Source organism: Pseudomonas sp. MIL9 (genome assembly GCF_016887925.1).
In the GTDB taxonomy this organism is placed as follows: domain Bacteria; phylum Pseudomonadota; class Gammaproteobacteria; order Pseudomonadales; family Pseudomonadaceae; genus Aquipseudomonas; species Aquipseudomonas mohnii.
Genome location: NZ_JAFEHE010000018.1, coordinates 1 through 26,141 on the forward strand (window position 1 = coordinate 1; position 26,141 = coordinate 26,141).

Annotated in this window: 20 protein-coding genes, 1 tRNA gene and 1 pseudogene; 8 read left to right on the forward strand and 14 right to left on the reverse strand. The window is 60.4% G+C overall.

Features of this window, described 5'->3' with window-relative positions; genetic code table 11:
* Positions 1-76 (reverse strand) — tRNA-Glu (locus tag JQF37_RS18895).
* 374 nt (positions 77-450) lie between these two features.
* Between JQF37_RS18895 and JQF37_RS18900 the strand changes: the two genes are divergently transcribed.
* Positions 451-1,221 (forward strand): hypothetical protein, encoded by a 771-nt coding sequence (locus JQF37_RS18900; protein WP_130206722.1) that lies wholly within the window; start codon positions 451-453, stop codon positions 1,219-1,221.
* Positions 1,222-1,429: 208 nt separating this feature from the next.
* Here JQF37_RS18900 and JQF37_RS18905 read toward each other — a convergent pair whose 3' ends face one another.
* On the reverse strand, positions 1,430-3,394 hold the full coding sequence (locus JQF37_RS18905) for a methyl-accepting chemotaxis protein (RefSeq protein WP_130206720.1): 1,965 nt from the start codon (positions 3,392-3,394) through the stop codon (positions 1,430-1,432).
* A 108-nt stretch (positions 3,395-3,502) separates the two neighbouring features.
* Positions 3,503-4,888: a PLP-dependent aminotransferase family protein gene (locus tag JQF37_RS18910; RefSeq protein ID WP_204149748.1), complete on the reverse strand. Its 1,386-nt coding sequence runs from the start codon at positions 4,886-4,888 to the stop codon at positions 3,503-3,505.
* A 59-nt stretch (positions 4,889-4,947) separates the two neighbouring features.
* On the opposite strand from JQF37_RS18910, the gene JQF37_RS18915 reads away from it, so the two are divergent.
* Complete coding sequence (locus tag JQF37_RS18915; RefSeq protein WP_189340385.1) at positions 4,948-5,091, forward strand: hypothetical protein; 144 nt, start codon at positions 4,948-4,950, stop codon at positions 5,089-5,091.
* A gap of 66 nt (positions 5,092-5,157) precedes the next feature.
* Here the strand turns inward: JQF37_RS18915 and JQF37_RS18920 are convergent, their stop codons facing one another.
* Positions 5,158-5,919, reverse strand: a complete 762-nt coding sequence (locus JQF37_RS18920) for an SDR family oxidoreductase (protein ID WP_130206716.1) — start codon at positions 5,917-5,919, stop codon at positions 5,158-5,160.
* Between the two features lie 238 nt (positions 5,920-6,157).
* Between JQF37_RS18920 and JQF37_RS18925 the strand changes: the two genes are divergently transcribed.
* The gene (locus JQF37_RS18925; protein WP_047526910.1) at positions 6,158-7,162 is read left to right on the forward strand and encodes an NADP-dependent oxidoreductase; all 1,005 of its coding nucleotides are present in this window, start codon (positions 6,158-6,160) and stop codon (positions 7,160-7,162) included.
* 69 nt (positions 7,163-7,231) lie between these two features.
* Here JQF37_RS18925 and pyrF read toward each other — a convergent pair whose 3' ends face one another.
* Entirely contained in the window at positions 7,232-7,930 is a 699-nt protein-coding gene (pyrF, locus tag JQF37_RS18930; protein ID WP_189340383.1) for an orotidine-5'-phosphate decarboxylase, read from the reverse strand.
* A 293-nt stretch (positions 7,931-8,223) separates the two neighbouring features.
* Here pyrF and JQF37_RS18935 point away from each other — a divergent pair, with 293 nt between their 5' ends.
* The 3 genes from JQF37_RS18935 to JQF37_RS18945 all read left to right on the forward strand — a co-directional run bounded on the left by JQF37_RS18935 (position 8,224) and on the right by JQF37_RS18945 (position 11,035).
* Positions 8,224-8,982: a response regulator gene (locus JQF37_RS18935; protein WP_130206714.1), complete on the forward strand. Its 759-nt coding sequence runs from the start codon at positions 8,224-8,226 to the stop codon at positions 8,980-8,982.
* The gene (locus tag JQF37_RS18940) at positions 8,982-10,007 is read left to right on the forward strand and encodes a HAMP domain-containing sensor histidine kinase (protein ID WP_204149749.1); all 1,026 of its coding nucleotides are present in this window, start codon (positions 8,982-8,984) and stop codon (positions 10,005-10,007) included. Before JQF37_RS18935 ends, JQF37_RS18940 begins: the two co-directional genes overlap by 1 nt.
* A gap of 173 nt (positions 10,008-10,180) precedes the next feature.
* Positions 10,181-11,035 carry an EF-hand domain-containing protein gene (locus JQF37_RS18945; RefSeq protein ID WP_130211474.1) on the forward strand — a complete coding sequence of 285 codons (855 nt, stop codon included), beginning with the start codon at positions 10,181-10,183 and terminating at the stop codon, positions 11,033-11,035.
* Positions 11,036-11,181: 146 nt separating this feature from the next.
* On the opposite strand, the gene JQF37_RS18950 is transcribed toward JQF37_RS18945, so the two are convergent.
* The 3 genes from JQF37_RS18950 to aceK form a co-directional block, all read right to left on the reverse strand.
* Complete coding sequence (locus JQF37_RS18950; RefSeq protein ID WP_047526900.1) at positions 11,182-12,303, reverse strand: beta-ketoacyl-ACP synthase III; 1,122 nt, start codon at positions 12,301-12,303, stop codon at positions 11,182-11,184.
* Positions 12,304-12,638: 335 nt separating this feature from the next.
* The gene (gene hrpA, locus JQF37_RS18955) at positions 12,639-16,550 is read right to left on the reverse strand and encodes an ATP-dependent RNA helicase HrpA (RefSeq protein ID WP_130211473.1); all 3,912 of its coding nucleotides are present in this window, start codon (positions 16,548-16,550) and stop codon (positions 12,639-12,641) included.
* A gap of 123 nt (positions 16,551-16,673) precedes the next feature.
* The gene (aceK, locus tag JQF37_RS18960; RefSeq protein ID WP_130211472.1) at positions 16,674-18,392 is read right to left on the reverse strand and encodes a bifunctional isocitrate dehydrogenase kinase/phosphatase; all 1,719 of its coding nucleotides are present in this window, start codon (positions 18,390-18,392) and stop codon (positions 16,674-16,676) included.
* Positions 18,393-18,808: 416 nt separating this feature from the next.
* On the opposite strand from aceK, the gene JQF37_RS18965 reads away from it, so the two are divergent.
* Positions 18,809-20,434: a methyl-accepting chemotaxis protein gene (locus tag JQF37_RS18965; protein WP_130211471.1), complete on the forward strand. Its 1,626-nt coding sequence runs from the start codon at positions 18,809-18,811 to the stop codon at positions 20,432-20,434.
* Between the two features lie 70 nt (positions 20,435-20,504).
* Entirely contained in the window at positions 20,505-21,413 is a 909-nt protein-coding gene (locus JQF37_RS18970) for a DMT family transporter (protein ID WP_130211470.1), read from the forward strand.
* A 107-nt stretch (positions 21,414-21,520) separates the two neighbouring features.
* Here JQF37_RS18970 and JQF37_RS18975 read toward each other — a convergent pair whose 3' ends face one another.
* The 6 genes and pseudogenes from JQF37_RS18975 to JQF37_RS31455 form a co-directional block, all read right to left on the reverse strand.
* A complete protein-coding gene (locus JQF37_RS18975) occupies positions 21,521-22,489 on the reverse strand; it encodes a hypothetical protein (protein ID WP_130211469.1) in 969 nt (322 codons plus the stop codon).
* On the reverse strand, positions 22,486-22,785 hold the full coding sequence (locus tag JQF37_RS18980; protein ID WP_130211468.1) for a hypothetical protein: 300 nt from the start codon (positions 22,783-22,785) through the stop codon (positions 22,486-22,488). The genes JQF37_RS18975 and JQF37_RS18980 overlap by 4 nt, the downstream gene beginning before the upstream one ends.
* A complete protein-coding gene (locus JQF37_RS18985; RefSeq protein ID WP_130211467.1) occupies positions 22,782-23,708 on the reverse strand; it encodes a hypothetical protein in 927 nt (308 codons plus the stop codon). Before JQF37_RS18985 ends, JQF37_RS18980 begins: the two co-directional genes overlap by 4 nt.
* Positions 23,705-24,004, reverse strand: coding sequence for a hypothetical protein (locus JQF37_RS18990; protein WP_130211466.1), 300 nt, complete (start codon positions 24,002-24,004; stop codon positions 23,705-23,707). Before JQF37_RS18990 ends, JQF37_RS18985 begins: the two co-directional genes overlap by 4 nt.
* Complete coding sequence (locus JQF37_RS18995) at positions 24,001-24,933, reverse strand: DUF6708 domain-containing protein (RefSeq protein WP_204149751.1); 933 nt, start codon at positions 24,931-24,933, stop codon at positions 24,001-24,003. Before JQF37_RS18995 ends, JQF37_RS18990 begins: the two co-directional genes overlap by 4 nt.
* Positions 24,930-26,141, reverse strand: a pseudogene (locus tag JQF37_RS31455) (hypothetical protein); the annotation flags it as partial. The gene JQF37_RS18995 and the pseudogene JQF37_RS31455, both read right to left, overlap by 4 nt.

Consider the following 26,141-nt stretch of genomic DNA (forward strand, 5'->3'; position numbering starts at 1 on the left):
TGGCGTCCCCTAGGGGACTCGAACCCCTGTTACCGCCGTGAAAGGGCGGTGTCCTAGGCCACTAGACGAAGGGGACACGCTACAACATTCACTCCCTGCTTCGTTTCGCTGTGTGCTTTACGCTGCAAGTGGCGCGCATTCTATGGATGGATTGGGAGGTCGTCAACCCCCTGATATAAATTTATTTAAATCAATGACTTCGCCCTGCTTTTCGGCACCAATCCGGATTTTCCGCTGTCCGGTGTTTGGCGCCTATATTCTGACACTCGCCAAGACGCTATAGTCCACGGCATGAATGATGGCAATTTGCTCAGGAGGTGCCAGTATTCATATAAGCAGGGTCTGACCGATACAGGTTGAGCCACGCCGATCCAACTCGTCGAGCGGCCCTAGGCGCTTAAATGCCAAGCCACTAAACTCGGACGCGAACCCTATAAAGAGGTCTTACCGGTGACACCACTCATGATCACCCTGTTCGTCGTAGCAGGGATCGCACTATTGATCGCCATTGGCTACATCAACCATGTGGTGGAAAACAACAAGGTGGAAAGGGCCCGTACCAAGATTGAACTCAATGACCGCCTGCGTCGTTGCGGCGAGATTACCGAGACCTTCCCTGGCCAGTTTATGACACCGGCGCTCAAGCTGCTGTTGACTCGCCTGGAACTGAACGTCTGCCAGCGTCTGCTGAGTCTGGAAAAAACCAGTTCCAATCTCAAGGTGCGGATTGCCGAGCTGGAGGTACTGATGACCTTGGGCGAAGGGATACCGGTCAACAACCCGCCGGCACCGATCCTGACCGAAGCCAAGGCCAAGGACGTGCGTTTCCTGCTCGAAGCCCTGCACGGCCAGATCACCCGCGCGGCGCAGGACGGCTTCCTGCCGCCCACTGAGGCCAAGCGCTGGATCCGCGAGGTGCGCCACATTCTGGTGTTGCTGCACATTGAATTCTTCAACAACCTCGGCCAGCACTCCCTGCAACAGAACCAGCCTGGCCAGGCGCGCCTGGCATTCGAACGCGGCGTGCAATACCTGCGCAAACAGCAGGAACCACAGGTCTATGCCGAACAACTGGAATACCTGGAAAAACTCCTGGCCCGCGCCAACGACCAGGTCATGGACCGCATCGCGCCGGTAGAAGGCGAAGTGAACCAATTGACCGAAGGCCTCAAAGACGTCGAGGCGGATGCGGACTGGAAGAAAAAAGTGATTTACGACTGATCACCGAGTAAACGCAAAAAAGCCACCGTGACAGGTGGCTTTTTTTTGGTTCACGCAATCCTGGGGGAACGCGGATGAGGCAATACCTGTAGGCGCGGGGAAGCGAGCGCCTACAGGGGAACACGTACAACCGCCAAACAGCGCAGGGCGTAACTGTTACCTCGGCATTGGCCATGTACGCCCGAACCGGTTGGCTGCCAGCCCAGCATCAAAGCCTGAAATGCCCCACCATCCCCTTCAGCTCAACCCCCAACTGCGCCAGCTCGATACTGGACGCCGCATTCCCCTGCATCGCCAATGAAGACTGATCCGCACTGGCACGAATACTCGTGACACTGCGGTTGATCTCCTCGGCCACGGAACTCTGCTCCTCGGCAGCGGCGGCGATCTGCTGGTTCATCTGCTGAATCAAGGACACCGCCGAGGCAATGCTGCCGAGCGCACTCTCGGTCTGCAACGCATCGCTCACCGCCAGTTTCACCAGCTCGCCACTGCTCTGAATCTGCTGAACCGATGCCTGTGCTGCCGTGCGCAAAGCGCTGACCAGCCGTTCTATCTCTTCGGTCGATTGTTGGGTGCGCTTGGCCAGAGCCCGCACTTCATCGGCCACCACCGCAAATCCCCTGCCCTGCTCCCCGGCCCGCGCCGCCTCGATGGCGGCGTTGAGCGCCAGCAGGTTGGTCTGCTCGGCCACACTCTTGATGACACTGAGCACAGTGCCGATGTTCTGGATTTCCGCACTCAGGCTTTCGATGCTGGAACTGGCCGAGGTGGCCGAGTCCGCCAATTGTTCGATCCGCGCCATGCTCTGGCGCACCACCTGCTGCCCACTTTCAACCTTGCCGTCCGCCGTTTGCGCGGCTTGGGCAGCCTCTTCCGCGTTGCGTGCGACGTCGTGCACGGTAGCGGTCATCTGATTCATGGCCGTGGCGACCTGCTCGGTTTCTTCCTTCTGGCTGCTGACTTCGAGGTTGGTCTGCTCAGTCACGGCAGACAGCGATTGCGCTGACGTTGCCAGTTGCTCGATCCCGGCCTGCAAGCCGCTGACGATATGGCTCAGCCCCTCCCCCATCTGCTGCATGGCCTGCATCAATTGACCGATCTCGTCGCGGCGAGTCACCTCGACCGTGGCGCTCAAATCCCCCGAGGCGATCTGCTGTGCCACATGAATCACACTGCGCAGCGGGCCCACGATCAAGCGGGTAATCACCCAGGCCGCCATCAGCCCGACCAGCAACGCCAGTGCCGAGGAACCGATGATCAGCAGCGAGTTCTTTTTCAGTTCGGTCTGCATGGACCGATCTTCGGCCGCATAGGCCTGGTCCACTCGCGCCACCACTTGGTCAGCCCGTTGATGCAACTGCTGGTAGACGGTCTTTTCCTGCTCCAGCAACCCGGTGTACTCAGCGAGCTTGTCACTGAAGCTGGCGATGTGACCGGTCACTTCATTGAGCACGGTACGGTAGCCCTCATCCTTGACCGTGGTTTTAAGCTGCTCGGCCTGGTTCAGTGCCTGACTGGCCTGTTCGATCTTGCCCTGCCCCGCGCTGTCGTCACCCTTGCGGCTCTGATCCAGACGCACGCGGGCTTCATTCATGGCTTGCAGCATCAAGCGCGACACCTGGCTGACCTGATTGGCTTGTTCGATGAACTGCGCGCCGTCCTTGCCTTCGGAGTCCTTCAAGGTATAGGCGCCGTCATCGGCGAGACCGGACTGCAACACGTCGAGATTGTTGGCCACGCTGGACACCGACCAACTGGCCATTTCCAGCGCCAGGTCCTTGGCCTGGCTGAGCGAAACGAACTCGTCGAAAGCCTTGCGGTAAGCCCCCAGGGACTGCTCGACGTCCGTCATGACCGGCACATTGGCCGCCGACTGCGCCTTGAGCTGGGTAGCCAGGGCGATCAGCCCATCGACCCCTTCGTGCAAGGCATCGGCGGTTTTCGGATTACCGTGCAAGGCGTATTCCTGCTCCAGCAATCGCACCTTCAGCAAACCGCTGTTGAGCGACGACATCTGCTTGAGCCCGTCGAAACGATGACTGATGGTTTGCAGGGACCAGACGCCGATACCCGCAACCAGGGCGGTCAACAACAGCACCAGCACAAACCCGATACCCAGTTTCTTCGCCATCCCGAGGTTGGCAAAACGTCCTTGCACGGCCGAAATCATTGCACTTAGTCCCCTGCCAGAATCAATAGACGCAGATTCGCAACGGGCCTGTAGCAACACAAGTCTCTGGCGTCGGAATAATGGCAAAAAGCTACGCCCACGTCGTTTTCAGAACGCTTGAGGTCGATCCGGAGCGGTGGACTGAAAAAAAGCCCTGGCTTGCGGATCACAGGCAAAGGACACATTGATGCGTTGCCAGTCATTGGCCGCACCGCTGGGGCTGAAGGCCGTCTTCGATGACAGCAAGACACCAAAGCGCTGCGCCTGGGTCCGCACATGAGCGTAGTCGGACATCCGTGACCGCGCCCAGATGAACAGGCCACCGACGGGCTTGCCGAATACCTCCCAGTCAGCGTCTTCGAGCAACTGTAACGCCGCCAGCCTGTCACCGTTCAAGCGCTGGCGCTGGCGTTGCACCAACTTACGGTATGCGCCGTTGGCCAACAGACAGGCCAGCACCGATTCACCAAACAGCGACGCTCCCATGCTGCTGATCATCTTGACCTGCGCCAGTCGCGCAATCGCCTCGGCACCCGCCACCACAAAGCCGACCCGCAGAGAACTGCTGAGGGTCTTGGAGTAACTGCCAACGTAGAGCACATCGTCATCCAGCGCAGCCAGCCGCACACCGGGGCCGCAGTGCAGGTCTGCATAGACATCATCCTCGATGACCAGCACGCCATGCTTGTTCGCCAACTGCAGCACTTGCAGCGCCACTTTTGGCGCCAGGCTGCTGCCCGTCGGGTTTTGGTAGAAACTATTGATGAACACGCCACGCGGCTGATGCTTCAGCAACAGCGTCTCCAGCGCCGTGACGTCCGGCCAACAGGGTGTTCGCGGTATTTCGAGCAAGTTCACCCCGTGCAGCCTGAGCAGATCGAACAGCAAGGGATAACCGGGACTTTCCACCACGGCACAATCGCCCGGCTTGAAGAAGGTTCGCACGATCAGGTCCAAGCCCTGACTGGCACCCGTGGTGGTCAGGATTCGACTGTCGTCCACCTTGATATCCAGTTTGTTCAGGCGCTTGAGGATCTGTTGGCGCAGGAAGGGCAAGCCCAGCGGCGTGCTGTAGTTGAACAACCCGGCCATGTCGGTACGGCTGACCTCGCGGATTGCGTAACTCAGGTCGTCCGTCTCGCGCCAGCTTTCGGGCAGTCCACCGCAACCCAGTTTCAACTCGCACAATAATGAGCCTTGATTGATTTGTGTCCCTTCGAACCACGATGCGTCCTGTTGCCCCTGACCGGCCGACTGCGCAGCGGCGACGAAAAAAACGTTGCCATGACGCGATGCCAGTACACCTTGCGCCACCAGACGTTCGCAGGCCTCCATGACACTTGATTGACTGAGCAGATTGATTCGCGCGATTTGCCGCACCGAAGGCAAACGCACGCCCGGCGGTACCCCGTTACAACGAAGCCAGCAGGTCAGCGCATCGACAATTTGCTGCACAACCGGCACCAAAGCCTGTCGATCGATTCTCAACTCCATGAGCAAGCAAACTCCTGTTCGTTTTGCAGGAGCAGTTAATCACAGGAGCGCGCGATGGAATGTGCGACAACGCCGCCAAAATCTTCGGTTCTAACGATTTGAAACACATCGCCAGGCCTTTGACGGAACCTGAGGCCAATGAAAAACCGGCGGGCAAACTCGCTCGCAATCAGGGTGCGCCGGGCAACACAAATGTCGACTGACACTTCCTGATCGTGAGCAGGCTCGCTTCCACCGGTTCGCAGTTGTGTGTTGAAAAGAATCCGGCCTTAAAAAGCCGTGACGCCGCCGTCCACGGCCAACGAGTGCCCGGTGGTGAACGCCGCGCCGTCGCTGCACAGGTACAACACCGCACTGGCGATTTCCTCGACCTTGCCGATGCGACCGACCGGGTGCATGGCATTGGCGAACTCGCCTTTCTTTGGATCGGCCTCATAAGCGCGGCGGAACATGTCGGTGTCGATCACCGCCGGGCATACCGCGTTGACCCGGATCTTTTTCTTGGCGTACTCGATGGCCGCCGATTTGGTCAGGCCGATCACCGCGTGTTTCGATGCCGCGTAGATGCTCATCTTCGGCGCCGCCCCGAGGCCCGCCACCGAGGCAGTGTTGACGATCGCACCGCCACCCTGGGCCAGCAGCAACGGCAACTGGTATTTCATGCACAGCCAGACGCCTTTGACATTAACGCCCATGATCGCGTCGAACTCCTCGACCGTGCCCTCGGCCAGTTTGCCCTTCTCGATCTCGATACCGGCATTGTTGAAGGCATAGTCGAGACGGCCGTAAGTTTTGATCACCTCATCCATCAGGTTTTTCACATCGCTTTCCACGGTGACGTTGCAGCGCACGAACGTCGCGTCGCCGCCCGCCGTACGAATCAGCGCCACCGTGCCCTCGCCCCCCGCCGTGTCCATATCGGCCACCACCACCCTCAAGCCTTCGGCGGCGAATGCCTGGGCGGTCGCGCGGCCGATACCATTGGCCGCGCCTGTGACGACGGCGACCTTGCCGGAAAAGGTCATGCTCATTGTTATGTCCTCGAAGAGAGAGATGTGCGGGAGATCGTGTTTGCCCAGTCTAGCCATAGCGGTCCCGGGCACGGCAGCACTATCAAGAGGCCGGTTGCCAGCCCATGAGTTGCAGTGATGGAACTGCCGTACCAACTATCACTGCACTGGATCGGCCTGCATTCGCCGCATCAGCCCAACTTGCGACAATGGTCATGAGGGGCTATCAACAAGGCTTCATTCATCTTGAGTGCCTGTCATGACTACCCAGACCAATCGCCAGTTCCTGCTCGCCAAACGCCCGGTAGGCGCGGCAACCCGCGAGACGTTCACCTATCAGGAAGTGCCGGTCGGCGAGCCCGCTGCGGGTCAGATCCTGGTCAAAAACGAATACCTGTCCCTCGACCCGGCCATGCGCGGCTGGATGAACGAAGGCAAGTCCTACATCCCGCCGGTGGGCCTGGGTGAAGTCATGCGCGCCTTGGGCGTAGGCAAGGTGATCGCCTCGAACAATCCCGGATTCGCGGTCGGGGACTACGTCAACGGTGCGCTGGGCGTGCAGGATTACTTCCTCGGCGAACCGCGCGGTTTCTACAAGGTCGATCCGAAACTGGCACCGCTGCCGCGTTACCTGTCCGCCCTGGGCATGACCGGCATGACCGCTTACTTCGCCCTGCTTGACGTCGGCGCCCCGAAGGCCGGTGACACCGTGGTGTTGTCAGGCGCGGCCGGCGCGGTGGGCAGCATTGCCGGGCAAATCGCCAAGATCAAAGGTTGCCGGGTGGTCGGCATCGCGGGCGGCGCGGACAAGTGCCAGTTCCTCATCGATGAACTGGGATTCGACGGCGCCATCGACTACAAGAATGAAGACGTCATCGCCGGACTCAAACGCGAATGCCCGAAAGGTGTCGACGTGTATTTCGATAACGTCGGTGGCGACATTCTCGACGCGGTGCTGAGTCGCTTGAACCTGAAGGCGCGGGTGGTGATCTGCGGCGCCATCAGCCAGTACAACAACAAGGAAGCAGTCAAAGGCCCGGCGAACTACCTGTCGCTGCTGGTCAATCGCGCGCGCATGGAAGGCTTTGTGGTGATGGACTACGCCGCACAGTTCGCCGCCGCCGGACAGGAAATGGCCGGATGGATGGCCAAGGGGCAGCTCAAGAGTAAGGAAGACATCGTCGAAGGACTGGAAACTTTCCCGGAGACGCTGATGAAGTTGTTCAGCGGGGAGAATTTCGGGAAGTTGGTGCTGAAGGTTTAATCCAACGCTTGAAATGGCCTCAAAACAACGGTGGGAGCGAGCCTGCTCGCTCCCACCGGTTTGCAATGTTTAGGCGAGTTCGGCCACAACCGAAGCCAACGCCTTCGCCGGATCAGCCGCCTGGCTGATCGGACGGCCGATCACCAGGTAGTCGGAACCGGCATCCAGTGCCTGGCGCGGGGTCAGGATGCGGCGCTGATCGTCCTGGGAACTGCCCGCCGGGCGAATGCCCGGTGTCACCAGCTTCAACGACGGATGTGCCGACTTCAGGGCCCGGGCTTCCAGCGCCGAGCACACCAGACCGTCCATCCCGGCTTTTTCCGCCAGCGCGGCCAGGCGCAGGACCTGTTCCTGCGGCTCGATATCCAGGCCGATACCCGCCAGATCCTCACGCTCCATGCTGGTCAGCACGGTCACGCCGATCAACAGCGGTTGCGGGCCACTGCGCTTGTCCAGCACTTCACGGCAGGCCGCCATCATGCGCAGGCCACCGGAGCAATGCACGTTGACCATCCACACGCCCATCTCCGCAGCGGCCTTGACGGCCATGGCGGTGGTGTTGGGAATATCGTGGAATTTGAGGTCCAGGAACACGTCGAAACCCTTGTCGCGCAGGGTGCCGACGATTTCCGATGCGCAGCTGGTGAACAGCTCTTTACCGACTTTGACCCGGCACAGTTTCGGGTCCAACTGATCGGCCAGCTTCAGTGCGGCGTCACGGGTAGGGAAATCCAGGGCGACGATGATAGGAGTCTGGCAGGCGGACATGAGTGGGCTCTCAGGCAAGTCGAAATCGGCGCGCATTGTAGCGGAAGCAGCGCCATTGCGGGACCCGATGATCGGTAAATCATCGAGAACGCTCACGCAATCCTAGCCGTTGGCCCAATTGTGTCGAGCCCGGTACATACACGACACGTCCACAACACCCTTGCCCGCTACCCTCGGGAGCCGCAACACGTCCTTACAGCACTTCCCGCCTCCGGGCCGGACGCCTATGCTGGAGCCACAACCTCGCCGCCTATCTTTGTGGTTGGCAGCCTACCTGGCAGATAATCGCACGCATGCACAGCACCCAAGCCCCCTTGAACGACGATCAAAAAGCGCCCGGCGACGACAAACGCTGGAACATTCGCGCCCTGATCGTCGACGATGACGTCCCGATCCGCGAACTGATGATCGACTACCTGGCCCGGTTCAACATCCACGCCAGCGGCGTCACCGATGGCGCCGCCATGCGCCTGGCGATGCAAGCGGAACATTTTGATGTGGTGGTGCTCGACCTGATGCTGCCCGGCGAGGACGGTCTGTCGCTGTGCCGCTGGCTACGCGCCGAGTCGGACATCCCGATTCTGATGCTCACCGCCCGCTGCGAACCCACCGACCGGATCATCGGCCTGGAACTGGGTGCCGACGACTACATGGCCAAACCGTTCGAACCCCGGGAACTGGTGGCGCGCATCCAGACCATCCTGCGCCGGGTGCGTGACGACCGCACCGAACAACGGGCCAATATCCGTTTCGACAACTGGCGCTTGAACAGCGTGCTGCGCCAATTGATCGCGGCCGATGGCTTGGTCGTTCCGCTGTCCAACGCCGAGTTCCGCCTGTTGTGGGTGTTCATCGAACGCCCGCGCCGGGTCCTGAGCCGTGAACAACTGCTGGACGCCGCTCGCGGCCGTTCGATCGAAGCCTTCGATCGCAGCATTGACCTGCTGGTGTCGCGACTGCGGCAAAAACTGGGCGACGATCCCAAAGCGCCGCAACTGATCAAGACCGTGCGCGGCGAGGGTTATCTGTTCGACGCCAGAGACATCGGCTGATGCGCGGGCGCTTCGATACGCTGTTCGGCCGCCTGTTCGGCGTGCTGTTGGTGGCGATCATCCTGGCGCACCTGCTCGCGTTTGCCTGGTTTCACTACTACAGTCCGCCGCCGCCCCCGCCGCCACCTCCGGCCTTTTCCGAAGATTTCGGCGGACAACGTCCGCCACCGCGGCCGTGGTTCGGCGGGCCTTTGGTGCCACTGACCTTTCAGTTGATCTCGCTGATCATTGCCGCCTGGTATGGCGCCAAATTGTTGAGCCGCCCCATCCAGCGCCTGAGTGACGCGGCCGAACGCTTGAGCGAGAACCTCGACAGCCCGCCACTGGAAGAGTCCGGCCCCCTGGAGGCGCGCCAGGCGGCACAGACCTTCAACAAGATGCAGCGGCGCATCATTGAGCAAATGATACAGCGCTCGCGCATGCTCGGCGCGGTATCCCACGACCTGCGCACCCCGCTGTCACGGCTCAAGCTACGACTGGAACAGATCGACGACGACAAGCTGCAAGGCCAGATGCGTCAGGATCTGGACGACATGATCAGCATGCTCGACGCCACCCTCACCTACCTGCATGAACAACGCACCAGCGAAGCACCACAATGGATGGACGTGCAGGCGCTGGTTGAATCCCTGAGCGAAAACGCCCAGGACCAGGGCGCCGATGTCCAGGCCAGCGGTCATTGCGCGCCGCTGCTGGTGCAGCCGATGGCCTTGCGCTCATGCATCAACAACCTGATGGACAACGCCCTGCGTTACGCCGGGCAAGCGCTGATCAGCCTCGAGGACCACCGCGAACAGTTGATCATCCGGGTCATCGACCATGGGCCGGGAATCGCGGCGGAGCAACGCGAGGCGGTGTTCGAACCGTTCTTTCGCCTGGAGGGTTCGCGCAATCGCAATTCCGGCGGCGTGGGCCTGGGCATGACCATCGCCCGCGAGGCCGCGCAACGACTGGGAGGGCAGTTAAGCCTGGAAGAGACCCCGGGCGGCGGCCTGACCGCGGTCATTCGCCTGCCGCGTACTTGAATATTCGAGCTGCTTCCACTGGGTTCAGTGATCCACCTTCAGGGTTTGGTGTTGGCCTGATCCTTGTGCATGTGTACTGATCGCTACAAACCCCACATACCCACGACAACTTGCCCCTTGAGTCTGCATAAACCGGTACACCCACCGGGTTTCCATTCCAGGGAGTGAGTCCAATGATTGGTAGCGTCAGCAATTACACGAGCTATACCGGTACCAGCAGTACCACCACCAGCAACGCCCGTTCACAACAGTTCCAGAAAGAACTGCTCGCCAAACTCGACACCAACACTGATGGCTCGGTGAATCAGGATGAGCTCAAGAGTGCGCTGTCGCAGAAAAGCGATGACGGCCTGCTGGTCAGCCTGAGCAAGAATTTTTCCAATCTGGACAGCGACAACAGTGGCAGCCTGAGCAGCGAAGAGATGGCCGCCATGGCCCCTCCGCCGCCGCCGGATAAGTCGACGGATCAGGCGCAGAACACAGAACTGGCCGATGCCGTGGTCAGTGCCCTGGATGCCGACGGCGACGGCGCCATCAGCAGCGACGAACTGAGCAACGGCCTGACCAGCGCAGGCAGCAGCGCCGACAGCAGCCAGGTGTTCTCGGCCCTGGACAAGAATCAGGACGGCACCGTCAGCAAGGACGAATTGGCTGCCAGCCTGACGACACAGCCGCCACAACCGCCACAGCAACCGTCCAGTGATGAACTGTTCAGCAGCCTCGACGCCGACAGCGATGGCAACGTCAGCGCCAGCGAACTGACCAGTGCACTGCAGGCCGGTAATTCATCGACCAGCAGCGACACCAGCGCCACCTTGCTCAAGGCGTTGGACAGCGACAGCAGCGGCGGCGTCAGCAGCGATGAGCTCAAGTCCGCCCTGCAAGCCGGCCGCGAGCAAACCAGCGACAGCACCACGGCTCAATCGACCACCAGCGAGGCGCTGAACAAAATGATTGCCAACCTGAGCAAGCAGTATTCGCTCGACAAGGTGGCGAGCGTGGGCAAATACCTGAACGTCGCGACCTGAAGCTGTAGGAGCATAAAAGAACAGGTAGAAACAAATGTGGGAGCGAGCCTGCTCGCGAAAGCGCTGTGTCAGGCAGCATTGACGCCAACTGACACGACCTCTTCGCGAGCAGGCCCGCTCCCACAGGGGATGCGGAACAGCCGGACTCAGCGCTTGCGCAGAATCACGCTACCGATCGAGTAACCGGCGCCGAACGAGCTGAGCACGGCCAGTGAACCGGCGGGCAGATCGTCCTGGTTCTTGTGGAATGCAATCACGGAACCTGCGGAGCTGGTGTTGGCGTACGTGTCGAGAATCACCGGCGCTTCCTGTTCGGTCGCATCACGACCGAGCAATTTCTTGACGATCAAGTGGTTCATGCTCAGGTTGGCCTGGTGCAGCCAGAAGCGCTTCACATCGCTGACGTTCAACTTGTTCTCTTCCAGGTGAGCCGCAACCAGCTCGGCCACCATCGGGCAAACGTCGCGGAATACCTTGCGGCCTTCCTGGACGAACAGTTTGTCCCTGGCACCGATGCCCTCTTCCGCAGCGCGGTTGAGGAAGCCGAAGTTGTTGCGGATGTTGTTGGAGAACTTGGTCAGCAGCTTGGTGCTGACAATGTCGAACTGGTAGGGAGACGTGGCCAGGTCGGCACGTTCGATGATCACGGCGGTCGCGGCATCGCCGAAGATGAAGTGACTGTCGCGGTCGCGGAAATTGAGGTGACCGGTGCAGACTTCCGGGTTGACCATCAGGATCGCCCGGGCCTGGCCCACCTGGATGCTGTTGGCGGCGGTCTGGATGCCGAAGGTCGCGGAAGAACACGCCACGTTCATGTCGAAACCGAAGCCCTGGATGCCCAGCGCTTCCTGAACTTCGATGGCAATCGCCGGGTAAGCGCGCTGCAGGTTGGAGCAGGCGACGATCACGCCGTCGATGTCCGCAGCTGTTTTACCGGCGCGTTGCAAGGCTTGTTCGGCGGCGCCGATGGCCATCTGGCACAGCACCGACCATTCGTCGTTCGAGCGTTCCGGCAGGCGTGGTGCCATGCGCTGCGGATCGAGGATGCCCTCCTTGTCCATGACAAAGCGGCTCTTGATGCCTGAGGCTTTTTCGATAAACGCGGCACTGGACTCGGTCAATGCTTCGACTTCACCACGCGCGATGGCGTCGGCGTTGTCGGCGTTGAATTGCGCCACATAGGTATTGAAAGACTGCACCAGCTCTTCGTTGGAGATGCTGTTGGCCGGTGTGTACAGGCCGGTGCCGCTGATGACGACGTTATGCATGGTCGTGTCTCTATCTGTTCAGGCAGAAAGTATTGGCACCGTCGTACCAACACACAAAGGGATTGTTCCAGTCACAGGAAGCAAACCTGGCATCGCTTTATTCCGTACCGCCTGAACCTGAAGGCTCAAAACAGCGGGGCCGGCGTTTATAGGCGCGAAGTTTGCCATAAACCTTGGGTTTTGGCGCCATTGGCGAGAGTAAAGGTGCCCCCTGTAGGAGCGAGCCTGCTCGCGATGGACGCATGAACGCCGCGGGGTGTCAGGCATCCAGCGTTAGCTTGAAGACCATCGTCGGAACGCCGCCCGGAGCGAGCTCGCTCCTACAGGGGACCGTGTCAGGGCTCGACCTGGCTCCACTGCTTGTTCAAGCGTTTATCGGAAATCGGTACCTTGGTTCCCAATTGCTGAGCGAACAGCGAAACCCGGTATTCCTCCAGCCACCAGCGATACAGCTCCAGTTGCGGATCGCGCTTGCCCTCCTGGGCGTGCTTGCTGGCGCGGGTCTGGTATTGCGTCCACAGGCCGGACAATTCGCCGCTCCAGACCCGGTCCCGCTGCACCTGAGCGCCGATTTTCTCGAAACGCTGCTCGACCGCTTTCAGATAACGCGGCAACTCCTTGAGCCATTGCATCGGCGTTTCCCGGACAAACCCCGGATACACCAGATGGCTGAGCTGCTGCTTGATGTCGTTGAGGGCCACGGCTTGCGCCAGGTCGATCTTGCCCTTGAAGCGCTTTTGCAGGCCATGCCAGAGCTTGAGGATTTCCAGGGTCAGCTTCGCCAGACGCTCGGCGTGCTCGGTCCAGGCCCCACGCTTGCGCTCGGCCAGCGACGCCAGGGCGGCACCGTCACGGGGCAACGGGTCTTCGCCTTCGAGGATGCAGCTGTCGAGACTGGCCAGCAGAATGTCTTCCACCAGGCTGTCGACACGCCCCATGTCGCGGTACATCAACCCCAGTTCGGTCAGCCCCGGCAACTTGCCGCGCAGGAACTTCGCCGGTTCGGCCAGTTGCTGCATCAGTAGCCGCTGCAAGGCCCGACGATGCTGGAACTCGGCTTCGGCCGGCGTCGAGAAACGCCCTTCCTTGACCGTGCCCGCCTCTTCCACCAACGCCGGATACACCGTCATCGACAGCCCGGCGATCTTCTGTTGGGTTTTCTCGGCGACGGCGGCAAACACCTTCGGCTCGACCGGTTGTTGGCTTTTCGCGGTTTGCGGTACCGCCAACGCGGCCTGGCTGGCCTCGGCGAATCGCGCGGTGAGTTCGGCCAGATCACGGCCTTCGCCGAGGAACTTGCCCTGGGCGTCGACGATTTCCAGGTTCATGCGCAAATGGCTTTCGACCTGCTGCGCCGCCTCGGCCCAGGCCTCATCACTGACCCGGGCACCGGTCATGCGCAGCAGCTCGCGGCCCAACGCCTGGGGCAACGAGCCCTCGGCGAAGGTCATGCGCTGCAAGGCCGCCTTGATGAAATCCGGTACCGGCACGAAATTCTTGCGCAACGCCTTGGGCAGGTTACGCACCAGGGCAATGCATTTGGCTTCGATCACACCCGGCACCAGCCACTCCAGGCGCTCCGGTGGCAGCATCGGCAACAGCGGCGCCGGCACACGCAGGGTCACGCCGTCGCGCGGATGGTTCGGCTCGAAGTGATAACTGAGCGCCAGTTCCAGATCACCGATGTGCAGGGTGTCCGGGTAGTGCTGGGCGGTGACTTCACTGGCTTCGCGGGCCAGCACGTCCTCTTCGCGCATGATCAGCAGCTGCGGGTTTTTCTGGCTGTTGATGCGGTACCAGCTGTCGAAGGTCGCGGTCTGATGGATCTCCGCCGGCAGTCGCGCGTCATAGAACGCGAACAGGGTTTCTTCATCGGCGAGGATATCGCGACGGCGGGCCTTGGCTTCCAGTTCGTCGAGTTGTTCCAGCAACTGCTTGTTCGCCGTCAGGCACTTGGCCTTGGACTGAATCTCGCCGCGCACCAGCGCTTCACGGATAAACAGTTCACGGGACACCACCGGGTCGACCGGGCCGTAATGCACCGGCCGGCGACCGACCACGATCAGCCCGAACAGGGTGATCTGTTCGAACGCCACGACCTGTCCGCGCTTCTTCTCCCAATGGGGTTCGAAGTGGTTTTTCTTGATCAGGTGCCCGGCCAGCGGCTCGATCCAGTCGGCATCGATCTTGGCCACCATGCGCGCGTAGAGCTTGGTGGTTTCCACCAGCTCAGCGGCCATCAGCCATTGCGGACGCTTCTTGCCGATACCCGACGACGGATGAATCCAGAAACGCCGCTGACGGGCGCCCAGGTAGTCGCCGTCTTCGGTTTTCTGGCCGATCTGGCTGAGCAGGCCCACCAGCACGGCTTTGTGCAGTTTCGGATAGTCCGCCGGCTCTTTGTTGAGGCTCAGCTGCATGTCGCGGCAGATCAGACTCAACTGGCGATGGGAATCCCGCCACTCGCGCAGACGCAGGTAATTCAGGAAATTCTTGCGACACCAGTTACGCAGCGGGCTGGCGGTCAGTGCCTGGCGCTGCTCTTCGAAACCACGCCACAGATTGACCAGCCCGGCGAAGTCCGAGTCGGCGTCTTTCCATTGCGCGTGGGCCTGATCCGCCGCTTGCTGACGCTCCGGTGGACGTTCGCGCGGGTCCTGGATCGACATGGCGCTGGCGACGATCAGCACTTCCTGCAAACTGCCGAGCTTGGCCGCTTCGAGCAACATGCGGCCCATGCGCGGGTCCACCGGCAGCCGCGCCAGTTGCCGGCCAAGCGGGGTCAGCTGGCTGTTGCGGTCCACCGCCGAGAGTTCTTGCAGCAGGTTGTAACCGTCGCTGATGGCCTTGCCATCGGGCGGCTCGATAAACGGAAACGCGGTGACCTCGCCGAGGCGCAGGTGCAGCATCTGCAAAATGACCGCCGCGAGGTTGGTCCGCAGGATTTCCGGATCGGTGAACTCCGGGCGCCCGAGAAAATCTTCTTCGCTGTACAGGCGCACGCAAATGCCCGGCTCGACCCGTCCGCAACGGCCCTTGCGCTGGTTGGCGCTGGCCTGGGAAATGGCTTCGATGGGCAGGCGCTGGACCTTGGCGCGATAGCTGTAGCGGCTGATGCGCGCGGTGCCGCTGTCGATCACGTAGCGAATGCCCGGCACCGTCAGCGAGGTTTCCGCGACGTTGGTCGCCAGGACCACGCGACGGCCAGGGTGCGACTGGAAAATCCGCTGCTGCTCGGCCGGTGACAGGCGCGCGTACAGCGGCAGAATCTCGGTGTGCTTGAGCTGGGCTTTGCGCAGCATGTCGGCGGCGTCGCGAATTTCGCGCTCGCCGGGCAAAAACACCAGCACGTCGCCAGGACTGCGGCGTTCACTGCGTTCGTAGGCGGCGATTTCATCGAGGGTGGCGAGGATCGCCTGATCGACGGTCAAATCGTCCTCGACACGGTTGCCCTCTTCGTCCTGCTCCAGGGTCAGCGGGCGATACCAGGTGTCCACCGGGAAGGTGCGACCGGACACTTCGACAATCGGCGCATCGTCGAAGTGCCTGGAAAAGCGCTCCAGGTCGATGGTCGCCGAAGTGATGATGACTTTCAGGTCCGGGCGACGCGGCAGCAGGGTTTTCAGGTAGCCGAGCAGGAAGTCGATGTTGAGACTGCGTTCGTGGGCTTCGTCGACGATGATCGTGTCGTAGCGTTCCAGATAACGGTCGTTCTGAGTTTCCGCCAGCAGGATGCCGTCGGTCATCAGTTTGATCAGGGTATTGGCATCGCTCTGATCCTCGAACCGCACCTGGTAGCCGACCAGCGCCCCCAGCGGCGTGCCCAATTCCTCGGCGACGCGGCTGGCCACACTGCGCGCAGCGATTCGGCGCGGCTGGGTGTGACCGATCAAGCCATGCTGGCCACGACCGATTTCCAGGCAGATCTTCGGCAACTGGGTGGTTTTACCCGAGCCGGTTTCGCCAGCGATGATCAGCACCTGATGCTTGAGCAACGCCTCTTTGATTTCGTCACGCTTGGCGGCGATCGGCAGGCTGTCGTCGTAACGAATCACCGGCAGACTGGCCTTGCGCGCCAGCACCTGATCACAGGACGCCTGCATGCGGGTCACCCACTGGGCCAGCTTGGCCTCGTCGGGTTTCTTGCGCAGCTCAAGCAACTGCCGCCGCAACCGGTGGCGGTCGGCGAGCATGGCGTGATCGAGGTTTTTCAGCAATTTGTCGATGGAGGGCGATTCGTCGGTCATCAGGTACGCAATTCAGTCGTCTAGTGGCGCAGGGCGGAGATTGTCGCAGATTTAAAGGTCGAACGAGATCCCTTGTAGGAGCCGGCTTGCCGGCGCCTACAGAAGTTCGTGTCTGAGGGAGGGCTATTCGTTATCCAGGCCTTTGCGCCGGTATGGGAAAACGTCAATGACCTTGCCCGCCCGAATGGCCTCTTGCAGGCTTTTCCAGTAATCGGCGTTGTACAGCTCACCATGCAGTTGATTGAACAACTTGCGCTGCCCCGAATCGGCAAACAAAAACGGCGGGAACTCCTCCGGGAACACGTCCAGCGGCCCGATCGAATACCACGGCTCGGAAGCCATTTCATCCTCAGGGGTACGCGGTGCCGGGATATGGCGAAAGTTGGCCTCGGTGAGGAAACAGATCTCGTCGTAGTCGTAAAACACCACGCGACCGTGACGGGTGACACCGAAGTTTTTCAGCAGCATGTCCCCGGGAAAGATGTTGGCCGCCGCCAGTTGCTTGATCGCCAGGCCGTAGTCTTCCAGGGCCTCGCGCACCTGGGCCTCGTTGGCGTTTTCCAGGTAGAGGTTCAGCGGGGTCATGCGCCGTTCGGTCCAGCAGTGGCGGATCAGCACCGTGTCACCCTCCACCGACACCGTGGACGGCGCGACCTCCAGCAGCTCTTCCAGGCACGCCGGCTCGAACTTGCTCAGGGGGAAACGGAAGTCGGCGAACTCCTGGGTATCGGCCATGCGCCCGACGCGGTCGACGCTTTTCACCAGCCGGTACTTCTCGATCACCGTGGCGCGATCGACGTTTTTCGACGGCGAAAACCGGTCCTTGATGATCTTGAACACCGTGTTGAAGCCCGGCAGGGTGAACACGCTCATGACCATGCCGCGCACGCCGGGGGCCATGATGAACTGGTCGTCGGTGTTGGCCAGGTGGTTGATCAGCGCCCGATAGAACTCGGACTTGCCGTGCTTGTAGAAACCGATCGAGGTGTACAGCTCGGCAATGTGCTTGCCCGGCAGGATGCGCTTGAGGAAGCCGATGAACTCTGCCGGCACCGGTACATCGACCATGAAATACGAACGGGTGAACGAGAAGATGATCGACACGTCCGCCTCGTCGGTGATCAGCGCATCGATCTGGATACCATGGCCCTCGCGATGCAGCAGCGGAATCGCCAGTGGCCATTGTTCATCGGCGGTGTAGATGCGTCCCACCAGGTACGCGCCTTTGTTGCGGTACAGCACCGAGGAAAACAGTTCGACGCTCAGCTCCGGGTCCTTGCATACCCAGTCCGGCAGGTTCTCGCGCAATTGCGCCTCAAGGCGGCGCAGGTCGCCAGGCAAATCGGCGTATTCCTCGCTGAAGCGATAGTCGGCAAAGATGCTTGCCAGCATGCCCGACAACTGGCCATGGGGTTTATAGGTACGGGTTTGCGCGGCGCGGGCCCGGCGCAGGCTCGGCCGGGTGGTGTGGATGAACATGCAGCCGTCGCTGATCAGGTCATGGCTGAACAGCCCGCAGAAAATCGAGTTGTACCAGGTCTCGGACAGTTCATCGTCGAACCGCAGGTCGATCAGGCTGATGTAGGCGCTTTTCACCAGCGGCCAGGAGCTCACGTCCAGCGTGTCGGTATCAAACGCCGTGCGCAGGCGCTCGACGGTTTCGCTGACCTTGTCTTCGTACAGATTGATCCGCGCCGCCGAGGCCGACTGCGTCTCCTGCCACTGTGCCTGCTCGAAACGGGCCCGGGCGCCATCGGTGATCTGGCGAAAATGCTCGCGGTAATCGTCAAAGCCATCGAGGATCATTCGGGCGATGTCGGCGGCTGGCCATTGCTGCGGCATGGTGAGACCTCTGCGGGAATTCGGGAAGCCAGAGCTTAGCCACTGAAGCGGGTACAGGAGAAGCGTAATTTCCGCCGACACCTGAACAATTCGTTGGGTCAGCGATGTTTTTTTCGTTTTTTTTAACTCGACCGTTTAGTCAGAAAACCATCGCCGCCAGCCTCTATTGAACAATGAATCAATTCACCCGAAACCCGCGTACCACGCGGCGTTTGGATCCAATCAAGCCATCAGCACATTCAGGCTCACCTCTGTCCTGTGGGGCCTTCATATCTCCGCTCGTCCTGAAACGGTACGAAGGTCGGTCTTACCAAAATAATGGCACTTTGATATACACGCCGCCTTCACCCGCCTAAAAACAAGATCTTCGGTCAACGAGGACGACCTCTCTACTAATACGCCAAAGGAATAATTTCATGCCGTTAAGGAATCTTCGCATCGGTTTGCGTGCAAGTTTGAGTTTCGCCGTTCTGGCCAGCCTTCTGGTGCTGGTCGGATTATTCGGCATCGGTCAGATGGGGACCCTTCGTGAAAGCGCGAGGGTTATTGAAGAAGTGTGGATGCCGAGCAGCGAGAGCATCCACGACACCGCGGCCAACATTGCGACCATCCGCCTGGAATCGTTGCGGATGAGGACCAGCAGCCGCCGCGAGGTCCAGGAAACGAGCAAGGGCATCATCAGCGCTCAACGCCAGGAGTTGCTCCAGCGCCTCAACAATTATGCAGCCCTGCTGTCAAGCGATCAGGAACGAGGCATGCTCGACAGTCTGAAGGCGGCCGTCGCCAAGTACCTGTCACTCGTGGACCAGATTATTGTCCACATCGACGCCGGCCATGACAGCCGGACTTACGATCACCTCAACGTTGAAATGAGCGTGCTGGGCAGCCTTTTGGATAAAACCCTGGAGTCGATGATCAGTCTCAATCAGCAGGGAGCCGATGCCGCCGCCGATACCGCCACATCGTTGTACCAGCGCGCGCAATGGATCGTCAGCTCGATCATCGTCATCGCATTGATTGCCACCCTGCTGCTGGCCTGGGCACTGACCCGCAGCATCACCACGCCGATCAATCAGGCATTGAACGTCGCGCGCCGAATTGCCTCGGGCGACCTCAGCGGCAAGATTGTCAGCGACGGCAAGGACGAAGCTACGCAGTTGCTCGATGCCCTGGCCGACATGCAGGGCAACCTGCGCTCGACCATCCACGGCATCAGCGAATCGGCCCAGCAACTGGCTTCCGCGGCCGAGGAAATGAGTTCGGTGATGGAGCAAAGTACCCGCAGCCTGCAACAACAGAATGACCAGATCGAAATGGCTGCCACCGCCGTCACCGAGATGAGCACGGCGGTGGATGAAGTCGCCGCCAATGCCGTGTCCAGCGCTGAAGCCTCGCAGGCGTCGAACGAGGACAGCAAGCACGGGCACGTTCAGGTCAGCGAAACCATCACCTCGATTCAGGGCCTTGTCAGCGAAGTGATCAGCGCATCGGAACAGGCCCAGGGCCTGGCCGATCAGGCGCAGGACATCAGCAAGGTCCTGGAAGTGATCCGCGGTATCGCCGGGCAGACCAACCTGCTGGCGCTCAATGCCGCCATCGAAGCGGCGCGGGCCGGTGAAGCCGGACGCGGGTTCGCCGTGGTGGCCGATGAGGTGCGTTCACTGGCGCAACGCACGCAGAATTCCACCGAAGAAATCGAGCTGATGATCACCAACATCCAGCAAGGCACCGGGACCACGGTCAGTGCCTTGCAAAGCAGCGCCGAGCATGCGAACCAGACCTTGCGTCGAGCCAACAGCGCCGGCAATGCGCTGGAGAAAATCACCGCGTCGATTTCGCAGATCAACGAGCGCAACCTGGTGATTGCCAGCGCGGCCGAACAGCAAGCGCTGGTGGCCCGGGAAGTCGATCATAACCTGGTGAACATCCGCGATCTTTCGACCCAGACCGCCGCTGGCGCCACCCAGACCTCGGCCGCCAGTCATGAATTGTCGCGACTGGCCGTCGACCTTAACGGCCTGGTGACACGCTTTGTAATTTGATGCCGGTTTTCCGGTTGCCACAGGCAAGGCGCTCGGCAACACTCTCGTCCCGATCAAGAAGGAGTGAGCCGTGAGCCCTGCCGATATCGTTCGTTTACTGTCGCTGGCGGCCATCTGGGGTGCGAGTTTTCTGTTCATGCGCATCATTGCCCCGGTGATTGGCAGTCTTCCAACCGCTTTTTTCCGCGTATCGATAGCCGCTGCCGGACTACTGGTGATTCTCGGCCTGATGCGCATCAGCTGGGACTTCAAAGGCAAGCTCAAGACCGTGATGCTGCTCGGCGTGATCAACTCCGGGATTCCGGCGACGCTCTATTCGGTGGCCGCACAGGTGCTACCGGCCGGCTATTCGTCGATTTTCAATGCCACCACACCGTTGATGGGCGTGTTGATCGGCGGCCTGTTCTTCAGTGAAAAGCTCACCGCTGCCAAGCTCGGCGGGGTTTTTCTCGGACTGTTCGGCGTCGGCGTGCTGACCCGCGCGGGCCCGGTGGCATTCGACCTGCAATTGCTGATGGGCGCCCTCGCCTGCCTGCTCGCCACCACTTGCTACGGCTTTGCGGGGTTTCTGGCCCGCCGCTGGCTCGATCAGGCTGGTGGTCTCGACAGCCGTTTGTCGGCACTGGGCAGCATGCTCGGCGCAACGTTGTTCCTGCTGCCCCTGTTCGGCTACAGCGTGATCAGCCAGCCACCGGCGAGCTGGGGCGGCTGGAATGTCTGGCTGTCCTTGCTGGGGTTGGGACTGGGCTGCACGGCGTTTGCCTACATCGTTTACTTCCGCCTCCTGAGCTCGATTGGCCCGGTGAAATCGATGACCACGACCTTCCTGATCCCGCTGTTCGGCGTGTTGTGGGGTGCGCTGTTTCTCGACGAGCCACTGTCGATGGCGCACATCTATGGCGGGGTGTTGATTGCGGCGGCGTTGTGGTTGGTGTTGAAGCCGGCGGTGGTAAAGGTGGCCCAGGTGACCGCCCGATAAATCGCTGGCGTTTTCAAGGACGTCTTCGCTGGCGAGCCAGTGGATTGCCCGCCAGTGACGGGATGGGCTGTTTTTGATCGGCTCACCGCGACCCTGGATATTCGCCGTCACGCCAACTCCCGCTCGGCCTGCGCGGCCAGTTCCGCCTCGCGCTCGGCGATGGCGGCTTCCAGTTCCGGGGAGCGTTTGGCCCATTGCTCGGGTGGCAGGGGTTTTGACCATTCGATGATGTCGGGATAGGGCAAATCGGGGGGTGGCGATAATTTCCATTCCTGCAACATCATCGCCAGCGGACCACCTAGAAATACGGCCCCGATGACCAGCCATAGCGCCTTGCCTACTTCCTGCGCGACCAGGTATCGCCTGATGCCATCCAGATATTCACAGCTAATACCCCAAACGACGTTTCTACCCCGCAGCTTTTCTCGCCCGCCTTCAAAGTCATTTGTGACTGGCAGAGCCTGCGGCCCTATCTCCATATAGCTGCGCATGCACTCCCACAACGCCATCGCCGTAGTCCCGCCGCCGCAGTTGAAGCCCAATGAATAGTGCTTCTTTTCCTCCCTGGCCTGCGGGTCCGGGTTTTCAAAACCAATGATCAACAAACCCATGGTGGCTCGACCGGCCTGACTGACCGACGACTGCTGGGTGGCGGCGGCGGTCACGGTTTCCCATGGGACGATCCAGTATTCGCCATCGTCGCGCGGGACGCAGACTTCTCGGCGCTGGCGGTTAAAGCGTAGGGGTAAGGGGACTTCGCGGAAGAGGCCTTGGATCAAGATCAGCACCGGAATGCCCAAAATAACCGCCCCCAGGATCAAGATACCTTGGCTGAAATCAGAGTCGAGATTTCGCGTGAAGAAAGACATGGCTAGAACCACCATCATCGAAGGCCACATCACCATCACCGCCGAGCCGATGCTGTAGTTGCCAACATCCAAAAACACCTCGTTCTTGCGCCAGATGGTATTGAGCACGTCCTGCGGTTTTTCTCCGGTAGGTAGGGGCAACGGCGCCAGATAGTCATTGCGCGAAAGCAGCCGTTTTTTCGTGGAGCCTGCCGGGGGCGTGCTCATCGTTTGCCCTTGGGTTGCAGGTACATCGCGCCGGGGTGGCCCTCGCCGAGCGGGTAGTTCGGTACCCGGTCCAGTTCCGGCGTCGGGTCCCCCCACAGGGCCGTCACGCCCGTTGAATCATTCAGGGTGAAGGCCAGCCCCCGCTCGCCGCCGATGAAGTGTTGGGCGCCGAGCATGGCGGTCAGTGGCGTGCGATAGCGCACACGCAGGGAAACCGTGGCGGGTTGGGAGCTCAGGACATTGCTCAGTGTGTTGAACGGGCCGCTCAGGCGCAGGCCCTGGATATGCGCCGTCACGCCAACTCCCGCTCCGTCTGCGCGGCCAGTTCCGCCTCGCGCTGGGCGATGGCGGCCTCCAGTTCCGGGGAGCGTTTGGCCCATTGATCGGGAGGCAAGGGTTTTGACCATTCGATGATGTCGGGATAAAGCAGGTCTGGCGGCGGGTACAGCTTTTTCCTTTGCAGGTAGGTGGCGAGTGGAGCATTGAAGATAAATACGCCGAATACTCCTTCCCACAGCAGTGTCAAAAACCAGCCGCGCTCTTTGGCTTTATCGTTCAGGTAATCGATGTAATAGCGCAGGTTGGCACCAGAGTTAAGTGCTGCGGCCTCAGGCGCAGCTTCCGGACCAATTTCCATGTAGCTGCGCATGCACTCCCACAACGCCATCGCCGTTGTCCCGCCGCCGCAGTTGAAGCCCAATGAATAGTGCTTGTTGTCTTCCCGGGCCTGCGGGTCCGGGTTTTCAAAACCAATGATCAATAAACCCATCGTGGCTCGACCGGCCTGACTGACCGACGACTGCTGGGTGGCGGCGGCGGTCACGGTTTCCCACGGGACGATCCAGTATTCGCCATCGTCGCGCGGGACGCAGACTTCTCGGCGTTGGCGGTTGAAGCGCACGGGTAGAGGGACTTCGCGGAAGAGGCCATGGATCAAGATCATTGAAGGGATGCCGATGATGATTAATGCCGCAATCCAAATCATTCCAGGCTCCGGTGTGATGTAACCCATAAGCACAAACACCATCAGCGTCGGCCACATCACCATCACCGCCGAGCCGATACTGTAGTTGCCTACATCCAGAAACACCTCGTTCTTGCGCCAGATGACGTTAAGCACATCGGTGGGTTTTCTACCTGTGGGTATAGGCAATGGCGCCAGGTAGTCATTGTGCGAAAACAGCCGTTTTTTCGTGGTACCTGCCGGCGGCGTACTCATCGTTTGCCCTTGGGTTGCAGGTAAATCGCACCGGGATGGCCCTCGCCGAGCGGGTAGTTCGGCACCCGATCCAGTTCCGGCGTCGGGTCCGCCCATAGGGCTGTCACGCCCGTTGAGTCATTCAGGGTGAAGGCCAGTCCCCGCTCGCTGCCGATGAAGTGTTGGGCACCGAGCATGGCGGTCAATGGTGTGCGATAGCGCACACGCAGGGAAACCGTGGCGGGTTGGGAGCTCAAGACATTGCTCAGTGTGTTGAACGGGCCGCTCAGGCGCAGGCCCTGGATATGCGCCGTCACGCCAACTCCCGCTCCGTCTGCGCGGCCAGTTCCGCCTCGCGCTGGGCGATGGCGGCCTCCAGTTCCGGGGAGCGTTTGGCCCATTGCTCGGGAGGCAGGGGTTTTGACCATTCGGTGATGTCGGGATAGGGCAGGTCGGGCGGATAAGAAAGTTTCAAGTTCTGAAGTTTCTCCGCCAAGTAAGTGCCCAAAATCGTGATGCAGAAAACGCCCCAAAAAACGCCTAACAGATTGCCCTTGCGCAAGTCGGTGATGATCGAACCAATTTGTGTTTCTTCGTAAGGAGCGATGCCGACACGACTTACAGGAACCGCTTGCGGACCGACCTCCATATAACTGCGAACGCACTCCCACAACGCCATCGCCGTGGTGCCGCCGCCGCAGTTGAAGCCCAGTGAAAAATGCTTGTTGTCCTCCCTGGCCTGCGGGTCCGGGTTTTCAAAACCAATGATCAACAAACCCATGGTGGCTCGACCAGCCTGACTGACCGACGACTGCTGGGTGGCGGCGGCGGTCACGGTTTCCCATGGGACAATCCAGTATTCGCCATCGTCGCGCGGGACGCAGACTTCTCGGCGTTGGCGGTTGAAGCGCACGGGGAGAGGGACTTCGCGGAAGAGGCCATGGATCAAGATCAGTATCGGAATACCCAAAATGATCGCTCCCAAGATCAATACATCGTGACTGAAATCAGAGTCGAGATTTCGCGTGAAGAAGGACATGGCTAAAAACACCATCACCCCCAGCCACAACACCATCACGGCAGGACCAACGCTGTAATTGCCAATATCAATAAACACCCCGTTCTTGCGCCAGATGGTATTGAGCACGTCCTGCGGTTTTTCTCCGGTAGGTAGGGGGAGCGGCGCCAGATAGTCATTGCGCGAAAACAGCCGTTTTTTCGTGGTACCTGCCGGGGACGTACTCATCGTTTGCCCTTGGGTTGCAGGTAAATCGCACTGGGATGGCCCTCGCCGAGCGGGTAGTTCGGCACCCGATCCAGTTCAGGCGTCGGGTCCGCCCACAGGGCTGTCACGCCCGTTGAGTGATTCAGGGTAAAGGCCAGCCCTCGCTCGCCGCCGATGAAGTGTTGGGCGCCGAGCATGGCGGTCAATGGCGTGCGATAGCGCACACGCAGGGAAACCGTGGCGGGTTGGGAGCTCAGGACATTGCTCAGTGTGTTGAACGGGCCGCTCAGGCGCAGGCCCTGCCCTTCCTTGAACGGTATCCACTGGCAGGCGCTGCTGGCCAGCCAGTGCGGCGTCAGGTCGCGCCAGGGACGCAGTGGCTTGAAATGATCGCGCCGGCCGGTTTTGATCTGTTCACGGGAGTTCAGGCTGTCCAGCGGATCACCGATCATGCTCAGTTCCAGGTACACACTGCCGGGCTCGGCACCTGGCAAGTCGAGGGTCAGGTTATTGATGGAACTGACGAACGCGAGGCCGGAAGGGCCATTACCATGGTTGGACTTCAAGTTGCTTTCCATGCTGATCCGAGGCGCATACAGGATGAAGTACAACCGGTCGAGTTCATCCTGCTGGGCTTTGGGCGGGATTGGCTGCAGATCGTTGGCCCGCGCCTTTGACCAGCAGCAGTTGTTCAGGAAGTTTTGCAGCGGGGTTTTCTGCATGATGCTGGTGATCAGGTGCAATACGCCCAGCATGAGAATCAGCCAGTTCAACGGCCCCATGTACAGCGTGTAACGCAAGATGGCGACATCGACTGTAATTGACCCTGCCAGGGCACGAGCGGTGTAGCCAAACCCTAACAGCGCCTGGGTGCCGAAGGTCGCTATTTGTCCACCGACCACGGTTTGGCGCATCTCCAACCACGGGTCTACTCGGCTTTGGGCGCTCTCCAATTGAATTTTCAAGGACTTGAACTCTGCAAATGACGCAGCGGTTGAGAACCCACCTATCACCGCGCCGAACAGAGTCAAAGTCGGGGCCATTGTTCGTCCCTTCCCAACTTCTTTAACCCCCAACCCCTTCCGCACCTGACTATCAACCACCGCCACCAACGCCGCCCCCGCATACAACGTCGCCGAAATCGTGTCATTGACCCGCCGGCTGTCCATCCCCTCCAACACCCCGGCCTGACTCAAATAGTTATTCGCATTGACCACGTTCAACAACAA

What these genes read in the sequence shown, in the direction of transcription:
- JQF37_RS18925 (WP_047526910.1), top strand. Translation starts at nt 6,158, where the DNA reads ATGACTACCCAGACCAATCGCCAGTTCCTGCTCGCCAAACGCCCGGTA.
- aceK (WP_130211472.1), bottom strand. Translation starts at nt 18,392, where the DNA reads ATGCCGCAGCAATGGCCAGCCGCCGACATCGCCCGAATGATCCTCGAT.
- JQF37_RS18940 (WP_204149749.1), top strand. Translation starts at nt 8,982, where the DNA reads ATGCGCGGGCGCTTCGATACGCTGTTCGGCCGCCTGTTCGGCGTGCTG.
- JQF37_RS18920 (WP_130206716.1), bottom strand. Translation starts at nt 5,919, where the DNA reads ATGAGCATGACCTTTTCCGGCAAGGTCGCCGTCGTCACAGGCGCGGCC.
- JQF37_RS18995 (WP_204149751.1), bottom strand. Translation starts at nt 24,933, where the DNA reads ATGAGTACGTCCCCGGCAGGTACCACGAAAAAACGGCTGTTTTCGCGC.
- JQF37_RS18935 (WP_130206714.1), top strand. Translation starts at nt 8,224, where the DNA reads ATGCACAGCACCCAAGCCCCCTTGAACGACGATCAAAAAGCGCCCGGC.
- JQF37_RS18945 (WP_130211474.1), top strand. Translation starts at nt 10,181, where the DNA reads ATGATTGGTAGCGTCAGCAATTACACGAGCTATACCGGTACCAGCAGT.
- JQF37_RS18950 (WP_047526900.1), bottom strand. Translation starts at nt 12,303, where the DNA reads ATGCATAACGTCGTCATCAGCGGCACCGGCCTGTACACACCGGCCAAC.
- JQF37_RS18905 (WP_130206720.1), bottom strand. Translation starts at nt 3,394, where the DNA reads ATGATTTCGGCCGTGCAAGGACGTTTTGCCAACCTCGGGATGGCGAAG.
- JQF37_RS18915 (WP_189340385.1), top strand. Translation starts at nt 4,948, where the DNA reads ATGTGCGACAACGCCGCCAAAATCTTCGGTTCTAACGATTTGAAACAC.
- JQF37_RS18985 (WP_130211467.1), bottom strand. Translation starts at nt 23,708, where the DNA reads ATGAGTACGCCGCCGGCAGGTACCACGAAAAAACGGCTGTTTTCGCAC.
- pyrF (WP_189340383.1), bottom strand. Translation starts at nt 7,930, where the DNA reads ATGTCCGCCTGCCAGACTCCTATCATCGTCGCCCTGGATTTCCCTACC.
- JQF37_RS18910 (WP_204149748.1), bottom strand. Translation starts at nt 4,888, where the DNA reads ATGGAGTTGAGAATCGATCGACAGGCTTTGGTGCCGGTTGTGCAGCAA.
- hrpA (WP_130211473.1), bottom strand. Translation starts at nt 16,550, where the DNA reads ATGACCGACGAATCGCCCTCCATCGACAAATTGCTGAAAAACCTCGAT.
- JQF37_RS18975 (WP_130211469.1), bottom strand. Translation starts at nt 22,489, where the DNA reads ATGAGCACGCCCCCGGCAGGCTCCACGAAAAAACGGCTGCTTTCGCGC.
- JQF37_RS18965 (WP_130211471.1), top strand. Translation starts at nt 18,809, where the DNA reads ATGCCGTTAAGGAATCTTCGCATCGGTTTGCGTGCAAGTTTGAGTTTC.